General features: G+C 70.6%; 17 protein-coding genes and 1 pseudogene. 2 read left to right on the top strand and 16 right to left on the bottom strand.

Features of this window, described 5'->3' with window-relative positions; all coding sequences use genetic code 11:
• Positions 1-10: 10 nt before the first annotated feature.
• From gspE to gspG, 10 genes are all read right to left on the bottom strand, one after another.
• Positions 11-1,426, bottom strand: a complete 1,416-nt coding sequence (gene gspE, locus Taqua_RS00175; RefSeq protein ID WP_144324042.1) for a type II secretion system ATPase GspE — start codon at positions 1,424-1,426, stop codon at positions 11-13.
• Positions 1,423-3,612: a type II secretion system secretin GspD gene (gene gspD / locus Taqua_RS00180; protein WP_144324043.1), complete on the bottom strand. Its 2,190-nt coding sequence runs from the start codon at positions 3,610-3,612 to the stop codon at positions 1,423-1,425. The genes gspE and gspD overlap by 4 nt, the downstream gene beginning before the upstream one ends.
• Entirely contained in the window at positions 3,609-4,406 is a 798-nt protein-coding gene (locus Taqua_RS00185) for a type II secretion system protein N (RefSeq protein ID WP_144324044.1), read from the bottom strand. The genes gspD and Taqua_RS00185 overlap by 4 nt, the downstream gene beginning before the upstream one ends.
• A complete protein-coding gene (gspM, locus tag Taqua_RS00190) occupies positions 4,403-4,918 on the bottom strand; it encodes a type II secretion system protein GspM (protein WP_144324045.1) in 516 nt (171 codons plus the stop codon). The genes Taqua_RS00185 and gspM overlap by 4 nt, the downstream gene beginning before the upstream one ends.
• Positions 4,915-6,099, bottom strand: coding sequence for a type II secretion system protein GspL (gene gspL / locus Taqua_RS00195; RefSeq protein ID WP_185969521.1), 1,185 nt, complete (start codon positions 6,097-6,099; stop codon positions 4,915-4,917). Before gspL ends, gspM begins: the two co-directional genes overlap by 4 nt.
• Before the next feature lie 76 nt (positions 6,100-6,175).
• A complete protein-coding gene (gspK, locus tag Taqua_RS00200; RefSeq protein ID WP_144324047.1) occupies positions 6,176-7,132 on the bottom strand; it encodes a type II secretion system minor pseudopilin GspK in 957 nt (318 codons plus the stop codon).
• Positions 7,129-7,767 carry a PulJ/GspJ family protein gene (locus Taqua_RS00205; protein ID WP_144324048.1) on the bottom strand — a complete coding sequence of 213 codons (639 nt, stop codon included), beginning with the start codon at positions 7,765-7,767 and terminating at the stop codon, positions 7,129-7,131. Before Taqua_RS00205 ends, gspK begins: the two co-directional genes overlap by 4 nt.
• Before the next feature lie 7 nt (positions 7,768-7,774).
• Positions 7,775-8,155 (bottom strand): type II secretion system protein GspI, encoded by a 381-nt coding sequence (locus tag Taqua_RS00210; RefSeq protein WP_144324049.1) that lies wholly within the window; start codon positions 8,153-8,155, stop codon positions 7,775-7,777.
• Positions 8,145-8,672 carry a prepilin-type N-terminal cleavage/methylation domain-containing protein gene (locus Taqua_RS00215; protein WP_185969522.1) on the bottom strand — a complete coding sequence of 176 codons (528 nt, stop codon included), beginning with the start codon at positions 8,670-8,672 and terminating at the stop codon, positions 8,145-8,147. The genes Taqua_RS00210 and Taqua_RS00215 overlap by 11 nt, the downstream gene beginning before the upstream one ends.
• On the bottom strand, positions 8,599-9,051 hold the full coding sequence (gene gspG / locus Taqua_RS00220) for a type II secretion system major pseudopilin GspG (protein ID WP_144324051.1): 453 nt from the start codon (positions 9,049-9,051) through the stop codon (positions 8,599-8,601). The genes Taqua_RS00215 and gspG overlap by 74 nt, the downstream gene beginning before the upstream one ends.
• A gap of 23 nt (positions 9,052-9,074) precedes the next feature.
• Here gspG and Taqua_RS00225 point away from each other — a divergent pair, with 23 nt between their 5' ends.
• Positions 9,075-9,587, top strand: coding sequence for a type II secretion system protein N (locus Taqua_RS00225; protein WP_144324052.1), 513 nt, complete (start codon positions 9,075-9,077; stop codon positions 9,585-9,587).
• Between the two features lie 143 nt (positions 9,588-9,730).
• On the opposite strand, the gene ilvA is transcribed toward Taqua_RS00225, so the two are convergent.
• A complete protein-coding gene (gene ilvA, locus Taqua_RS00230) occupies positions 9,731-11,305 on the bottom strand; it encodes a threonine ammonia-lyase, biosynthetic (protein ID WP_144324053.1) in 1,575 nt (524 codons plus the stop codon).
• Between the two features lie 191 nt (positions 11,306-11,496).
• On the opposite strand from ilvA, the gene Taqua_RS00235 reads away from it, so the two are divergent.
• Entirely contained in the window at positions 11,497-11,985 is a 489-nt protein-coding gene (locus tag Taqua_RS00235) for an OsmC family protein (RefSeq protein ID WP_144324054.1), read from the top strand.
• 66 nt (positions 11,986-12,051) lie between these two features.
• On the opposite strand, the gene coq7 is transcribed toward Taqua_RS00235, so the two are convergent.
• The 5 genes and pseudogenes from coq7 to Taqua_RS00255 all read right to left on the bottom strand — a co-directional run bounded on the left by coq7 (position 12,052) and on the right by Taqua_RS00255 (position 15,430).
• Positions 12,052-12,720, bottom strand: a complete 669-nt coding sequence (coq7, locus tag Taqua_RS00240; protein WP_246094550.1) for a 2-polyprenyl-3-methyl-6-methoxy-1,4-benzoquinone monooxygenase — start codon at positions 12,718-12,720, stop codon at positions 12,052-12,054.
• 25 nt (positions 12,721-12,745) lie between these two features.
• The gene (locus tag Taqua_RS13375) at positions 12,746-13,021 is read right to left on the bottom strand and encodes a copper-binding protein (protein ID WP_246094561.1); all 276 of its coding nucleotides are present in this window, start codon (positions 13,019-13,021) and stop codon (positions 12,746-12,748) included.
• Positions 13,007-13,462 (bottom strand): annotated as a pseudogene (locus Taqua_RS13380) (DUF411 domain-containing protein); the annotation flags it as partial. The gene Taqua_RS13375 and the pseudogene Taqua_RS13380, both read right to left, overlap by 15 nt.
• Positions 13,459-13,986, bottom strand: coding sequence for a cupredoxin domain-containing protein (locus tag Taqua_RS00250; protein ID WP_068608512.1), 528 nt, complete (start codon positions 13,984-13,986; stop codon positions 13,459-13,461). The gene Taqua_RS00250 and the pseudogene Taqua_RS13380, both read right to left, overlap by 4 nt.
• Complete coding sequence (locus tag Taqua_RS00255) at positions 13,970-15,430, bottom strand: multicopper oxidase family protein (RefSeq protein WP_144324057.1); 1,461 nt, start codon at positions 15,428-15,430, stop codon at positions 13,970-13,972. The genes Taqua_RS00250 and Taqua_RS00255 overlap by 17 nt, the downstream gene beginning before the upstream one ends.
• Position 15,431 lies beyond the last annotated feature (1 nt).

The raw sequence follows: 15,431 nt of genomic DNA on the forward strand, positions 1-15,431 counted from the left end.
CTGCCAACGGTCAGTCGCGCGTGACGCGCCACACTTCCTCGGCCGTTGTCAGCTCCTGGTCGACCAGCGCTTGCCCGGCCTGGCGCAGCGGCGTCATGCCGCCGGCCAGCGCACGCTCGCGCAGCGCTGCTTCGGGCGCCCGTTCATGGATGAGCGAGCGCATGGAGTCGTCAACGACCATCAACTCGAACATGCCGGTGCGCCCTTGGTAGCCGCTGCGGCCGCACGCGTCGCAACCGGTGCCGCGGCAGCTGGGGCAGACCTTGCGCACCAGGCGTTGCGCCAGCACGCCCAGCAGCGAGCTGGACAGCAAAAAGGGCTCGATGCCCATGTCGATCAGCCGGGTCACGGCGCTGGGCGCATCGTTGGTGTGCAGCGTGGCCAGCACCAAGTGGCCGGTCAGCGACGCCTGGATGGCGATCTGCGCGGTCTCGTGGTCGCGGATCTCGCCGATCATGATGACGTCGGGGTCCTGGCGCAGGATCGCGCGCAGCGCCTTGGCAAACGTCAGGTCGATCTTGGGGTTGACCTGCGTCTGGCCGATGCCGGGCAGCTCGTATTCGATCGGGTCTTCCACCGTCATGATGTTGAGCCGCTGCGCGTCCAGGCGCTGGAGCGCCGCGTAGAGCGTGGTGGTCTTGCCGCTGCCGGTGGGGCCGGTGACGAGCACGATGCCGTGCGGCTGCGCGACCAGGCGCTCGAACGCCTGCAGCGTTGCGCCCTGCATGCCGACGGCTTCCAGGCTGAGCACGCCGTCGGACTTGTCCAGCAGGCGCAGCACGGCGCGCTCCCCGTGGGCGCTGGGCAGGGTGGAGACGCGCACGTCCACCGCGCGGCCACCCAGCCGCAGCGCGATGCGCCCGTCCTGCGGCAGGCGCTTCTCGGCGATGTCGAGCTCGGCCATGATCTTCAGGCGCGAGATCAGCGCCGCGTGCAGCGCCCGGTTGGGCTGCACCACCTCGCGCAGCGTGCCATCGACGCGAAAGCGAACGCTGGAGTGGCGCTCGTACGGCTCGATGTGGATGTCGCTGGCGCGCTCGCGCACCGCCTGCGTCAGCAGCGCGTTGAGCATGCGGATGATGGGCGCGTCGTCGGCGGCTTCGAGCAGGTCCTCGATCTGCGGCAAATCCTGCATCAGCTTGGAAAGGTCGGCCACGCTTTCGACCTCGCTGACCACGGCAGCCGCAGTGGATGCCGTGCCGCCCGCGTAGGCAGCCTGCAGCCGTGCGTCGAAGTCCTGCGCGGCACACAGTTGCCAGCGGCACGGGCCGTGCACGCGCTGCACCTCGGCCACGGCGGCCGCGGTGGCGGCGCTGGGCGGGCCATCGTGGCGCACCAGCAACCAGCGCTCGCCGCGGTCCAGCTGCAACAGCACGCCGTGCGCGCGCGCCCACGCGTACGGCAGGGGGTGGGTGGCACTGCTCATTGCTCGGGCGGCGGGGGTGAGGCGGCATCCGGCGGGGACGTTGGCGTCGCCGCGTCGACAGCGGGCGCCACAGCGGGCGTCAGTGGCCACTGCGGCGGCAACACGGGGGCGTCCTGGATCGGGTGCCAGCGGCTGGGCTCGGGCTGGGCTTGTTGCTGCAGGCTGCGCATCCACTGGTAGCGGTCCATGGCCAAGGCGTCGCCGGCGCGCGCGTCGCGCACCACCACCGGGCGCAAAAAGACCATCAGGTTGGTCTTTTTGCGCGAGCGCTTTTCGCTGCGAAACAGGTTGCCCAGCACCGGCACGTCCCCCAGGCCGGGCACCTTGTCCTGGTTGCCGCCGTACTCATCTTGCAGCAAGCCACCCAGCACGACGATGCCGCCGTCATCCACCAGCACGGTGGATTCGATGGCGCGTTTGTTGGTGATGAGGCCGCTGGGGTTGTTGACCGAGCTGGGCAGCACGCTGCTGACCTCCTGGAAGATTTGCAGCTTGACGGTGCCGTTTTCGTTGATCTGTGGGCGCACCCGCAGCGTCAGGCCGACGTCACGCCGCTCGATGGTCTGAAACGGGTTGACCGCGCCCTGGTTGGTGTTGTTGGCGGTGTACTGGCCGGTGATGAAGGGGACGTTTTGCCCGATGACGATCTTGGCTTCCTCGTTGTCCAGCGTCAGCAGGTTGGGGGTCGACAGGATGTTGGCGTCGCCTTCGGTTTCCAAAAACCGCGCCAGCGCGCTGAGCACATAGACCCCGCCGATGCGCTGAGCCACCCCGACGTTGAAGCCCGCGGCAGGCAGTTGACCCTGGCCGCCATTTTGCGTGGCCAGGTTGAGGATGTTGGCGCCGCCGGTGCCGAAATTGGTGCCCAACAGCCCGATGGCGCTATCGCCGGAGCGGCCCAGCACGGTTTGCCACTGCACGCCGATCTCGGAGGCCTTGTCCGCGCTGACCTCGGCGATGAGGCTCTCCACATAAACCTGCGCGCGGCGCACGTCGAGCTGGTCGATCACGCGGCGCAGCTCGCGGTACAGCGGCTCGGGCGCGGTGATGATGAGGGCGTTGTTGGCGGGGTCGGCCTGCACTTGGCCGCCGGTTGCCTGAGCGCTTGCCATGGTGATCGCTGTCCCCGCGGCACGCGAGGCGGCGCCGCTGGTGGCACCGGCGGTCGGCGAGGTGTTGCCACCCAAGCCGCCTGGTGCTTGGGCGGTCGGCGCCGGCGTGGGGCTCGCTGCGGCGCTGTCGCCGGCGCTGGCGGTGGCCGCCAGCGCGGCGCGCAGCGTTTGCGCGAGCTGCGTCGCGTCGGCGTTGCGCAGGTAGACGACGTGGATATTGGCCGCCGCGGTGGCGGCGCTGGGGCGGTCCAGGCGCTCGATCAGCGCACGCGCCAGCGCCAGCCGCGCCGGATGGCTGGCGCGCAGCAGCACGCTGTTGGAGCGGGAGTCAGCAAGCACCGTCGTGCGCGGTCCCCCGGGTTGACGCTGTGCGCCGGGCAGACCGTCGTCATCCAGCAATTGCCGCAGCCAGCCGACGATGTCGCTGGCCACCGCATGCTGCAGCGGGATGACTTCGAGGTCGGTCGCCGTGCCAACATCCAGCGCCGCCACGATGCGTGCAATACGCCGCAGGCTGTCGGCGTAATCGGTAATGATGAGCGCGTTTTGCGTGTTGTTGACGGTGATCGGGTTGTTCGGACTGATCAGCGGGCGCAAGATCGGCACGAGCTGGTTGGCGTTTTCGTGCTGCAGCCTAAAGATTTGCGTCACGAGCTGGCCTTCCCCCGCGCCTGGGGCGGCGTCGGTCAGCACAGGCCCCCCCAGCAGCTTGGCTTCGGCCTCCGGCACGATTTTGAGGATGCCGGCGGACTCCACCAAGGCGTAGCCGCGCAGGCGCAGCTCGGCGCCGAACTGGGCCAACGCCGCAGGCAGGCGCACCGGGGCGTCGGTCACCAACGTCAGCGTGCCTTTGACGCGCGGATCGACCACGATCGCACGACCCGTGGCCGCCGCCAGCGCGCGGGCGACCGCCTCGATCTCGGCGTCGTTGAAGTTGAGGGTAATGGCCCCAACGGCGCGCGCCGCCGCGGCGGGTGTTTGTGCCGTGGTGACCAAGGGGATGGCCAGGGCACACCAGCCCAACCATGCGCCAACGCACCATCGGGTCCAAGGCAGGCGGTTTGAGATGGTCATGGGGGGGATCCAATGCTCAGGTGGGCCCGCGTTCCATCACGGCGCCCCAGCAGGTTGAGAAGGTTGGACAAGGCGTCGAGCCGCTGCGGGTTGGCCTCGGCCACGCCGCGCAGGTACAGCCGCCCGCTGGCCCAGCCACCTTCGGCCTGCAGCTGCAGGTCACCGTGCAGTGTGGTGACGGTCATGCGAGGCGGTTGGGAGGCTTGTCCCGCGAACGTGAGGTGGTAACTGCCCAAAGGCCGCAACGGGCTGGCGGCGCTGGCCACGTCGAGCACCACCACCTCGACTTGCCACGCCGGGGCCGAGGCTGTGCCACCCAGTGGCCAGCGCATGGGCTGCAGGTCGAGCACCGCGCGGCCTTGCAGGCCCAGCGTGTTCCAAGGGGCACCGAGGGCTTGCAACATGTCCAACGCCAGGGCCGCCTGCCACGCTTCGGTTTGCAGCCATGTGGCGCCCGCGGTGCGGCCGACAAAGCCCTGCAACGGTTGCGGTGCGCAGCACGGCAGGTGCAGCGTCCAGGCCAACCCCTGGGCCGCTCCCGTCAGCGTGGGGTGCAGCGTCCATTGCAGCGGTCCGGGCAGGGTCAGGGCGCCGCCGTCGCCGCGCAGCCACAGCGTGCCACTGCCTTGCCACAGCGTGCCTTGGGGGTGCAGCAAGCGCAGCTGGCCGGCGCTGGCGCGCTGCAGCGCCAGATCGACCCAGCGTGCGGGGGCGTACACGAGGGTGGCGAGCGCGCCTCCAAGCAACGCACCGGCCAGCGCGGCCCACCCGAACCTTCGGCGGGCGGGCGTCATCGTGCTCCTCCTGGTGATTGCAACCGGGCCTGACCGCGCCAGGAGCCGTCGGCGGCATCGTGTTGCGCCTGCAGTCCGGTGGGTACCAGCCGCAACTGCGTGCGCACGGCGGGCAGCCAGGTCGCCAAACCTTCGGCGCGGGCGCGCTGCCATTGCACCACCCACCCATCGCCGTCACGGGTGACACGCGTCTCGGGTCCCAACCAGCGGGTGCTGAGGTCCAGCAAGGCCGCCGTGTCGACGGTCACGGCGGCGGCCGCGGCGGGGCCGGTGGTGGCGCTGCGGCGGGCGTCGGCCAGCGCTTGGGCCAGGGCCGTGACGCGCTGCAGTTCGGCCCGCGCGCGCGCTTGCGCGTCGGGTGCCTGCTGCAGCGTGCGCCAGGCTGGCACCACGACGCCGATGCCGTACAACGCCAACAGCACGGCAGCGATGACGGCCCAACGGCGCGGCGCAAGGGCGGTGAGCGCCGCTTTGGTCGCGGGCAGCGATGGTACGAAGCGGCGTGCACTCATCGGCGCGCCTCCTGCCAGGTCCAGCGCCAAGTGTTGCCGTCGCCTTGCGGCGGCGGCAGCTCCGCGGCCAGAGCCGCACGTTGCAACGCTGGCGGCGGCACGGGTGCGCTCCACACCATCGTCAGGTGGGTGCCGTCGAGCTCGATGCGCTGTGGCGCGGCACCGCCCAGCGTCCCCCAGGTGTGCAGCCAGCGCTCCAGCGCGGTGGGTGGGGGGGCTGCGGCGGAACGTTGCAGGGCCTGCTGCAGCTGACGAACCGGGTCGAGCACCACCGGCGCGCCCGGCAAGGCCTGGCGCGCCACACGCTGGGTCTCGGCGCGTAGGGCCTGCTCGGCGCGCTGCGCTTGCCATGCAGCCAGTGGCAACGCGCCCAGGCCGATCAGGGCGGCCACGCCGACCCCCCCGCGCGCGCCAGCCCATGCCGGCGCCGTGGCCACATCGCGCAGCGCGCGCGCAGCCCGCTGCCGCCAACCACCACCGACGCGGCGGCGCCAGTGGAAATGGGCCAGATCGACCCCACTGTCCAGCGCGTCACGCCAGACGAGGGCGTTGGGCATCACCTGCCAGGGCAATGCGGGCAGTGCTTCGCGGGCCAGGTCGTAGCAGGCCGGGTCGGCCCATGCTTGGATGGGTGTGGCGTCGTCCAGCAACCAGGCGCACACCGGGCCGGCGTCGGCCAGCGGCGCGCTGAACACGCCATGGGCGCAGGCAAGCTCCACGCGCGGTGTGCCGTCCAACAGGTGCGCCCACAGCCTGGGCGTTGGGCAGGGGGCCGCCTCGGCCACCAGCTGCTGCACCGTCCAGCCCAAGGTCTCGAGCGCGGCCACCGCAGCGGCCAGGTCGGCGTCGCGCACAGCGGCTGCCCACGCGCTGCCCGGCCCGTCGGGGCCCTGAGGGCCGATGGCCCAGTGCAGCTGCGCAGGGTCTTGCAGCAGGTGTTCTTCCAGCAAGCCCGCCAGCGCCTCGGCCTGCCGTGCGACCCGACCGCCGGGCCATTGCACCAAGTGCCAGGCGATCCAGGCGCTGGGCACCAGCAGCGCGACGGTCTGCGCGGACCCCAGCTCACCCAACGCCTCCGAGCCCGCGCGTCCCTGCGCCAACACGGTGGCGCCCGCGTCATCAAGCCGCGCCCAGTGCCACGCCGAGATGGCTGGGGTACCGCCGCTGGCGGTGGGGGGCATGGTCAGGCAAGGACGAAGGATCAGCATGGGCGGCCAGGGTGCAGCGCGGCGTGGCGCGGCAAGCATAGCATCGGCATCAGTCGGGCAGCGCACTGGCCAAGGGGATGGTGCGGCGCGTACGCCACAGCACGGTCACGCGTGTGCCATCGCGGCGCAGCAGCGCGTGTTGTTCGACCTCCAGGTCGTCCAGGCGCAACTGACCCGTGACGACGAAGTAGCGGCTGCTGACCGTCAACTGGGTCGGTTGCAGCACCGAGGCCAGTCGCGGCAGCTGGGCGCTGAGGGCTCCCAGTGAGTCAAACGGGCGCTGGTTGCGCACGGTGACCAGGCGTTTGGCCTCTTCCGGTTCCAGGCCCGCGATGACGGCGCGCAACACCGGCGCGGGGGCCGTGTTGACGTTGACCGGTGTCGGTTCGGGCAGCCACGTCGTCCACGGTTGCAAAGTGGTCAGACTCGTTGTGCTCAACCCCAGGCTGCGCAGGTCCTCCAGGCGTTGCGGTGGCAGGTTCCGAGCGGGCTGCGTTGCGCTTGGCCTGGCGGCCAGCAACTGCTGGGCCACGCTGTGCAGCTCCGCGCTGGGGAGTCCAAGCACGGCATACAACCGCTCGAACGCGGCCAGTGGCAGCGGTGCCAGGCGGGGGGGTTGCACCCCGGTGTCGATGAGGTTGCGCCAGTTCAAACGTGCCTGGGCGTCTTCGATGCGGCCCGACAGCCACGCCGCCTGCGCGGGGTCGTCGTCGGCCACCGTGGGGTCGGTGCGCAAGAATGTGCCCAAGCGGGTCGGCTGCAGCGGCACGGCCCATGGTTCACCCAGATGATCGATGGTGGATGCGCGCCCGTCTTCACGCACGATCAGGCGCGCCCAGTCCAGCGCACCGGTCAGCAGCCACGAGGCATGCGCCTGCTGGCGCTCGGCCCGCTCGACGGCCCAGGCACGCCACTGCCACGACCACGCCGCGGCCCCGAGGGCAGCCACCACGGCCATCAGCAACAAGGCTACCAGCAGGGCGGCCCCGCGCGCAGCGTGGATCATGGGGTTTTCCCCCCGGCGACGCTGGCGGCCAACCAGTCCACTGTCAGCGGGCCGCGCCAGTGGCTGTCGGGCGCGGGCGTCAGTTCAAGCCGCACCGCTTTCGGGGCGGACGAGGCCGCGGCAGGGTCTCGGGGCGACTCTTTCCAACCGTTGTCACCCCATACGTGCACACGCACCGCAGCGATGGCGACCGTGCGCACGCCCTCGGCGCGCGCGCGCTGCGGGGCTTGTGCCCACGCGGCTTGCACGGCGGGTAGTGACGTCAGCGGCGGGGACGCCCACCTGGCCCAGCGTCGCCCTTCGTCGACAGCGGCCCAGGCTACCACCACCCAGCCAGGCGTCGCATCGTCTGGATCCGGTGGGCGGCGCAGTATACGCACCGTGCCAGCATCGCTCGACCACACCGCAGGCGCTGCGCCGCCAGCCGCCGGGTCGAAGGTCAGCATATGGTCCAGGTCCGTCTGCCATTGCGCCAACACGCTTTGCCAGCCCAGTTGTTCGCTGCTGCGGGCTTGCACGGTGTCGCGGGTGTGCAACAGTCCATCGAGCGCGCGCCAGCCCAGGGTGGCCAGCACCGCCAGCACGGCCAGCGCCGTCAGCAGCTCGATCAGGGTCAGGCCACGGGCGCAGCGCATGGCAGGGTCAATGCCGTCCGAGCACCGTGGTCAGCGTGGCCAGCGCATAGCCACTGTCCGGCTCGCGCACGCGCACCTGCACGCGCCGAAAACTCGGGTTGGGGGTGGTGTCGATGTCGACCGTCACCGCCAGCGCATGGCCGCCTTGGGTGCAGGTGGTGGTGGTTTGACCCGGGGGCGGGTAGGTGGGCGCCAGGCGCAGCGCCACCTGGGCGTTGTGCGCGCACAGCTGCGCCAGCCACTGCAGCGGCTCGCGCTGCGCCGTGCGCACCAGCGCGTCGGCGGCGTGCTGGGCCGCCAGCGCCGCGGTGGCGACGATGGTCAACGCCACCAACACCTCGACCAGCGTGATGCCACCGAGGCGACACTGTGGGTTGCTACGGCACATCGACGCCGCTCCATCCGTCGAACACCAGCGTGCGCTGGTGCGTGTCCGTTTGCAGCGTCAGCCGCCACGGCGATCCCATCGGTTCGGGATCGATGACCAACGACGTCAGCGCCGTGGGCTCCAGCCACGCGTGGGTGCCCGCGCGCAGCCAGGGTTGTTGGCGCGGCAGCTCGGGCAGGGCGTGCTCGGGTAGCCCCGTCCAGCGCACGCCGTTGTCGTCCCACTCCAACGTGGCGGTGATACCGGCTGCGCGGGCGTAGGCCCGCACCGCCTCGATCTGGGCTTGCAGCTGCGCCGCTTGCCGATCCAGCGCACGGTCGGGGCTCGAGCTCCAAGCTTGCAACACGCCAGCGCTGGCCAAGGCGACGATGGCCAGCACCACCAGCAGTTCCAGCAGCGTCAAGCCCACCGCCCACGGGCCGCCCAAGCGTGGGTGGCTCGGCTCACTGCCAGCTGCCAATGTCAGCGTCGAGGCCGTCACCGCCGGGCTGGCCGTCGGCGCCGAGTGAGAAGACATCCACTTCGCCATACACGCCGGGGTTCAGGTATTGGTACGGGCGGTCCCACGGGTCGTTGGGCAGTTTGTCGAGGTAGGGACGCCAGTTGGGGGCGGGAGGGCCGCTGGTGGGCCGCTGCACCAGCGCTTGCAGCCCCTGCTCTTGCGACGGGTAGCGCTGGTTGTCCAGACGGTACAGCTTGAGCGCCTGCATCAGGTTGCCGACGTCGGCACGGGCTGCGGTGACCCGGGACTCGTCGGCCCGACCGATGACATTGGGCACGATCAGCGCGGCCAGCACGCCGATGATGACCAGGATGACGAGCAACTCGACCAGGGTGAAACCGCCGGTGACTCGGCGGCTGCGGGTGACGGTGGACCAACGTGTGACAGCGGACATGGGCGCGATGATAATGCAGGGCCATGCGTCGACATGCTCCGTCCACTCCGTTCCAACGCCCTACGTCAGGAGGGGTGTGGCCATGGCTGGGCACGCTGCTGGCCTGGGCCGTGGCGGGTTGGTGGGCGGCTGCCCTAGGGTGGCGCGTGTGGGGGCAAGTGCAGCCCGTGCTGGACGGGCCGCAGGGGTTGGTGCCGGTGGCGGCCGTGACCGAGGTGGACGCCATGCGCATGGCCAGCGCGCTGGGGTCGGGGCGCGTCGCCACCGGCGGCGATGCGCCCGCGCCGACCGCACCAACACCTGTTGCCAGCGCGGGCACCTGGCGTGTGCTGGGGGTGGTGGCGGATACCCGCGGCCGCGGCGCGGCGTTGTTGGCGCGTGATGGCGACCCGCCACGTGCTTACCGCGTGGGCGCGGCGCTGCCCGGTGGCGGGCGGGTTGAGCGCGTCGAGCGCGATGCCGTTTGGTTGGCCAGCGGCGATGGCACACCTGCGGTGCGCCTTGCGGTGCCACCTCGCACGCCGTCGCCACGTTAACAGGCCGTTGAACAACGTCGCGAGGATGGCCAGATGCAAGGCGCACGGAGCACAGCGACCGAAGCCTATCAAACAGATAGGCGAGGGAGCGAGCATCGCGCAACGCCGCAGATGGCCTACCGCTGCAGTTTTTCAACCGCCTGTTAAGCAGAGCCGCGCAAAAACAACCGGTACACCGGGTTGTCGGTTTCCTCGACGTAGGGGTAGCCCAGCTCGCGCAGGAATCGCTCGAACGCTTTGCCGTCCTTGGGCGGCACCTGCAGGCCGACCAGGATGCGGCCGTAGTCGGCGCCTTGGTTGCGGTAGTGGAACAGGCTGATGTTCCAGCTCGGGCGCATCAGGGTGAGGAACTTCAGCAGCGCGCCGGGGCGCTCCGGGAAGATGAAGCGCAGCAGCCGCTCGTCCTGCGCCAGCGGCGAGTGGCCGCCGACCATGTGGCGGATGTGCTCCTGCGCCAAGTCGTCGTGGGTGAGGTCCAGCGTGGCAAAGCCCTGTTTTTCGAACGCGGCGGCGATCTTGACGCTTTCGCCGCGGCCGTGCGTGGTCAAGCCCACGAAGACGTGCGCCACGCGCGTGTCGTGGATGCGGTAGTTGAACTCGGTGACGTTGCGCGGGCCGCCGGGCAGCGTGCCGATGGTCTGCAAAAAGCGCAGAAAGCTGCCGCGCTCCTCGGGGATGGTGACGGCGAACAGCGCCTCGCGCTCCTCGCCCACCTCGGCGCGTTCGGCCACGAAGCGCAGCCGGTCGAAGTTCATGTTGGCGCCGCACAGGATGGCGGCGTAGGTTTCGCCCTTGGTTTTGCGCTCAGCGACGTATTTTTTGATCGCGGCCACGGCCATCGCGCCGGCGGGCTCGACGATGCTGCGGGTGTCGACGAACACGTCTTTGATGGCGGCACAGACCTCGTCGGTGTCGACGGTGACGTAGCCATCCACCAGCTCGCGCGCGATGCGGAAGGTTTCCTCGCCGACCAGTTTGACCGCGGTGCCGTCCGAAAACAGCCCGACGTCGGCCAACTGTACGCGCTGGCCCGCCTGCACCGAGCGCAGCATGGCGTCGGAGTCGTCCATTTGCACCCCGATGACGCGGATGTCGGGCCGTACCGCCTTGAGGTAGTTGGCCACGCCGGCGATGAGCCCGCCGCCGCCGATGGCGACGAACACGGCATCCAGCCGGTTGGAGCCCAGCCCCTGCAGCTGGCGCAGCATCTCCATCGCGATGGTGCCCTGGCCGGCGATGACGTCGGGGTCGTCGAAGGGGTGCACAAAGGTGAGACCCTCGCGGCGCGCCAGCTCCGCGGCGTGCTGCGCGGCATCGGAATAACTGTCGCCGTGCAGCACCACCTCGCCCCCGAGCGCCCTTACGGCGTCGATCTTGACCTGCGGCGTGGTGGTGGGCATGACGATGACGGCGCGCGCGCCGAGCTTGTGCGCGCCCAGCGCCACGCCCTGCGCGTGGTTGCCGGCCGAGGCACAGATGACCCCGCGCTGCAGTTGTTCGGGCGACAAGTGGGCCAGTTTGTTGTACGCCCCGCGCAGCTTGAAGCTGAACACGGGCTGCTGGTCTTCGCGCTTGAGCAGGATTTTGTTGTGCAGCCGGCGGCTGAGGTTGCGCGCCGGCTCCAGCGGCGTTTCGCGCGCCACGTCGTACACGCGCGCGGTGAGGATTTTTTTCAGGTAGTCCTGTGGGGTCAGGGCGGTGCGGGGGGTGTCGGCCATCATCGTATGATACGCGGCGCCTCGGGCTTGGCCGCGGCGGGCCGGGCTCGGCAAAAAAAGACCCGAACGCCGTCAGACGTCCGGGTCATGAACCACCCATAGAGGGCAGAGGAGACAACGGTTCGTATTATACACGGCTTATATTGCGCTGCAACATCCCCGCGTGTGGCGGGGTGCAGGAGGTGGACACGATGGAATGCACGGTGGCGTGGAGCGGCCCGCTGGGGCTGGGCTCGGGCATGGGGTTTGTGGCGCGCACGGGCAGCGGCCACGTGGTGGCGATGGACGGCGCGCCCGCCGCCGCGCGGCCCGAGCTGGGCGGGGCCAACCTGGCACCGCGCCCGATGGAGCTGCTGCTGGCGGGCACCGGCGGCTGCACGGCCTACGATGTGGTGCTGATCCTGCGCCGCGGACGCCACGACGTGCGCGGCTGCCAGGTGCAGCTCAAGGCGGTGCGCGCGGACACCGACCCCAAGGTGTTCACCCAGATCCACATGCACTTCGTGGTGCAGGGGCGGGGGGTGCCGGTGCAGGCGGTGCAGCGCGCCATCGAGCTCAGCCACGACAAGTACTGCTCGGCCAGCGTGATGCTGGGCAAAACGGCGCAGATCACAACGAGCTTTGAGGTCGTCGAGGTGGACGGGCCGCCGCCCGCCTCGGCGGACCCAGCGGCGGCTTGACCGCTGTCCGCGGCCGCCAGGCCGCGGCCCGGCGCCGGGTGAGCGTGGGCGCGGTTCGCGGCGGGGTCAGATCCGGTACGCCACCGTCGTCATGACCTTGGCCGCGGCGCGCATGGCCCACTTGACCGGGGTGGGCAGCTCCACGCCGCCGGCGTGCAGCGCGTCGCGCGCGTGGCGGATTTCGTCGTCTTTCATCTGCCGCACGATGGCGCGCGAGGCATGGTCGTGCGCGGGCAGGCGGTCCAGGTGGCCGTCCAGGTGCGCTTCGACCTGGCGCTCGGTTTCGACGACGAAGCCCAGGCTGACCCCGCGGCCGGCCAGGCCGGCAGCCACGCCGATGGCAAACGCGCCGGCGTACCACAGCGGGCACAGCAGCGAGCGGCGGTCGCCCAGCTCGTCGAGCCGTTGCTGGCACCACGCCAGGTGGTCGGTTTCGTCTTGCGCGGCGGCTTCCAGGTGGCGCGTGGTGCGCTCCTGGTCCGCCGCCGCTGCGCCGGGCGCGATGCGCGCGGCGTAGGCCTGGCCGGTGTACAGCGCCTGGGCGCAGATTTCGCCGACGTGATTGACGCGCATCAGCGCGCCGCTCAAGCGCTGCTCGGCGTCGCTGAGCGCCGCCGGGTGGGCGGCGAGTTCGGCCGGCGGCTGCGGGGTGGGGCGCGCCGCGCGGTGCGGCGCCAGCAGCGTGCGCAGCGCGTTGTCGGCGGCGATCAGGGTGGCATCGACGAAGCTGTTCATGATGGCGGCCATCGTAGCGCGGCGCTCACGGTGCGGGCTTGATCTCGGTCACGAAGTACCCGCCGCCGGCTTGCTCGGCCCGAAAGCGCACCCGCTGGCCCACTTGCAGGCCTTGCAGCAGCGCGCGCTCGCGCACCTGGAACACCATCGTCATCGGGGGCATGTCCAGGTCGGGGATGTGGCCGTGGCGCAGCGTGATTTTACCCGTGGCGGGGTCGATGCGGCGTACCTCGCCTTCGGCCCAGCGGTCGGCGGTGGCCGCCGGGGCGGCCGACTGCGTCTGGTGGTAGCTGGCATACACCCGGGTGGAGCCGTCGCGCTGCACGAGCAGCACGTCGTAGGGGTCGCGGCGGTTGCCGTACTCGGGGCCGTCCATGCCGGGGCTGCCCACCGGCATGCGCGGCACCGACAGGCCCAGCGCCGCAGGCCGCTCGCGCAGCAGGCGCTGGATGTCCCCCGCAGGCACATGGCCCTCGACCACATAACCACCCACCCGGGCCGTGTGGCAGGAGCCGAGCGCCTGCGGCATGCCCAGCCGCTGGCGCATGCCGGCGTTACCGCTGTCAAAGGCCTGGACTCGAAAACCGTTGGCCTCCAGGTGGCGAATCCAGTCGTTGCAGCAGCCGCATTGGGGGTCTTTCCACACCTCCACCAGGGGGGCGGCGGGTTGGGCCATGCCCAGCCCCGTGCCCGAGGCGGCCAGCCATACTGCGCCCCAGCGTATCCAGTCGCGTCGTTTCATGGTGTCTTCTCCTGTGCAGCGGGCTCGACCCGGATGCGGCCGACCATGCCCGCTTCGAAGTGGCCGGCGATCAGGCACGCAAACGCGAAGTCGCCGGGGCGGTTGAAGTGCCAGACGATATCGCCGCGCCGCCCGGGCGGGACATGGGCCATGTGCGGTTCGTCGTGCTCCATGCCGGGGTGTTTTTTCATGAGCTCTGCGTGGGCGGCGAGTTCCTCGGGCGTGCCGATCACGATCTCGTGCATCACCCGCCCGCGGTTGACGGCGCGCAGGCGCAGTGTCTCGCCTTCGCGCACGGCCAGGCGGTCGGGTTGAAAGCGCATGTCGTCGCCCATGCGGATTTCGATGGTGCGGGTCACGCGCGCGGGGTCACCCGCGATGCCCCAGGGCTTTTGCTCCGGGGGCAGCGCGGCGGCGCGGGGATGCGAGGCGTGGCTCTGTGGTCCATGGGCGGTGGCCAGCAGGGGCAGGGCCGACAGGCCGGCCAGCAGCGCACGGCGCAGGGGGTCAGTGGGGGTGGCCATGGTGTCCTCCGGTGGGTTTGCGGGCGTCGAAGGGGGCGGGCGTGGTGGGAGCGGCGGGGTTGGCATGGTGGCCATGGTGGCCATGGTGGCCGTGGCCGGCGCCCTGCGGCGCACCGGCAGGCGCCAGAGCGGGGGCCTCGGTCATCTCGACCGGGCGCGCCTGGGTGCCCGGCGGTTGGCGGTACCAGCCCGGGTCACGGTAGTCGCCCGGGGCCTGGTCGCGGCGCACCTTCAGGGTCGTGAACATGCCGCCCATCTCGACCGGGCCGTAGGGGCCGGTACCGGTCATCATCGGGAAGGTATTGTCGGGCAGGGGCATTTCCATCTCGCCCATGTCGGCCATGCCGCGTTCGCCCATGACCATGTAGTCGGGCACGACGCGCTGGATGCGCTGCACCAGGCCGCGGTGATCCACGCCGATCATCGTGGGCACCCCGTGGCCCATGGCGCCCATGGTGTGGTGGCTCTTGTGGCAGTGCATGGCCCAGTCGCCTTCCTCGTCGGCGACGAATTCGATCTGCCGCATCTGCCCGACGGCCAGGTCCACGGTGACTTCGGGCCAACGTGCCTCGGGGCGAACGGGGCCGCCGTCGGTGCCGGTGACCTCGAACTCGATGCCGTGGATGTGGATGGGGTGGTTGGTCATGGTCAGGTTGCCGATGCGCACGCGCACACGCTCGCCCAGGCGCGCCACCAGCGGGTCGATGCCGGGGAAGACGCGGCTGTTCCAGGCCCAGATGTTGAAGTCGAGCATGGTGTTGACGTTGGGGGTGCGCGCGCCCGGCGTGACGTCGAAGGCGTTGAGCAGGAAGCAGTAGTCGCGGTCCACCTCGGCGATCCAGGGGTGTCGGCCCTTGGGGTGCGTGACCCAGAAGCCCATCATGCCCATGGCCATTTGCACCATCTCGTCCGCATGCGGGTGGTACATGAAGGTGCCCGGGCGGCGGGCGACGAACTCGTAGACGTAGGTCTTGCCGGGCGGGATTTGCGGCTGGTTCAGGCCCCCCACGCCGTCCATGCCGTTGGGCAGGCGCTGGCCGTGCCAGTGGATGGTGGTGTGCTCGGGCAGCCGGTTGGTGACGTAGATGCGCACCCGGTCGCCTTCCACCACCTCGATGGTGGGGCCGGGACTGGCACCGTTGTAGCCCCACAGATTGACCGTGAAGCCGGGCGCAAACTCGCGCACCACCGGTTCGGCCACCAGGTGGAACTCCTTGACACCGTCCTTCAGTCGAAACGGCAGCGTCCAGCCGTTGAGCGTGACGACGGGGCGGTAGGGACGGCCGGCGCCGGTGACACCGGGCGGGATCCACGGCCCGGCGGTGTCGGTGCCGGTGCGGATGACGGGCTCGGGCAGGCCGGCCAGGGCGTGGCGGGCCACGGCGGCACTGGCCACGGCAGCGGTGCCGGCGAGTGCCTGCGCAAAAAATCGGCGGCGTTCCATG

Source organism: Tepidimonas aquatica (assembly GCF_007556585.1).
Taxonomy (GTDB): Bacteria; Pseudomonadota; Gammaproteobacteria; order Burkholderiales; family Burkholderiaceae_C; genus Tepidimonas; species Tepidimonas aquatica.

Coding starts and splice junctions, on each gene's coding strand:
- gspE (WP_144324042.1), bottom strand. CDS start 1,426: ATGAGCAGTGCCACCCACCCCCTGCCGTACGCGTGGGCGCGCGCGCAC.
- Taqua_RS00210 (WP_144324049.1), bottom strand. CDS start 8,155: ATGTGCCGTAGCAACCCACAGTGTCGCCTCGGTGGCATCACGCTGGTC.
- ilvA (WP_144324053.1), bottom strand. CDS start 11,305: ATGGCCGACACCCCCCGCACCGCCCTGACCCCACAGGACTACCTGAAA.
- Taqua_RS00185 (WP_144324044.1), bottom strand. CDS start 4,406: ATGACGCCCGCCCGCCGAAGGTTCGGGTGGGCCGCGCTGGCCGGTGCG.
- coq7 (WP_246094550.1), bottom strand. CDS start 12,720: ATGAACAGCTTCGTCGATGCCACCCTGATCGCCGCCGACAACGCGCTG.
- Taqua_RS00250 (WP_068608512.1), bottom strand. CDS start 13,986: ATGGCCACCCCCACTGACCCCCTGCGCCGTGCGCTGCTGGCCGGCCTG.
- gspD (WP_144324043.1), bottom strand. CDS start 3,612: ATGACCATCTCAAACCGCCTGCCTTGGACCCGATGGTGCGTTGGCGCA.
- Taqua_RS00225 (WP_144324052.1), top strand. CDS start 9,075: ATGCGTCGACATGCTCCGTCCACTCCGTTCCAACGCCCTACGTCAGGA.
- Taqua_RS00235 (WP_144324054.1), top strand. CDS start 11,497: ATGGAATGCACGGTGGCGTGGAGCGGCCCGCTGGGGCTGGGCTCGGGC.
- gspM (WP_144324045.1), bottom strand. CDS start 4,918: ATGAGTGCACGCCGCTTCGTACCATCGCTGCCCGCGACCAAAGCGGCG.
- Taqua_RS00205 (WP_144324048.1), bottom strand. CDS start 7,767: ATGCGCTGCGCCCGTGGCCTGACCCTGATCGAGCTGCTGACGGCGCTG.
- gspL (WP_185969521.1), bottom strand. CDS start 6,099: ATGCCCCCCACCGCCAGCGGCGGTACCCCAGCCATCTCGGCGTGGCAC.
- Taqua_RS00215 (WP_185969522.1), bottom strand. CDS start 8,672: ATGTCTTCTCACTCGGCGCCGACGGCCAGCCCGGCGGTGACGGCCTCG.
- Taqua_RS00255 (WP_144324057.1), bottom strand. CDS start 15,430: ATGGAACGCCGCCGATTTTTTGCGCAGGCACTCGCCGGCACCGCTGCC.
- gspK (WP_144324047.1), bottom strand. CDS start 7,132: ATGATCCACGCTGCGCGCGGGGCCGCCCTGCTGGTAGCCTTGTTGCTG.
- gspG (WP_144324051.1), bottom strand. CDS start 9,051: ATGTCCGCTGTCACACGTTGGTCCACCGTCACCCGCAGCCGCCGAGTC.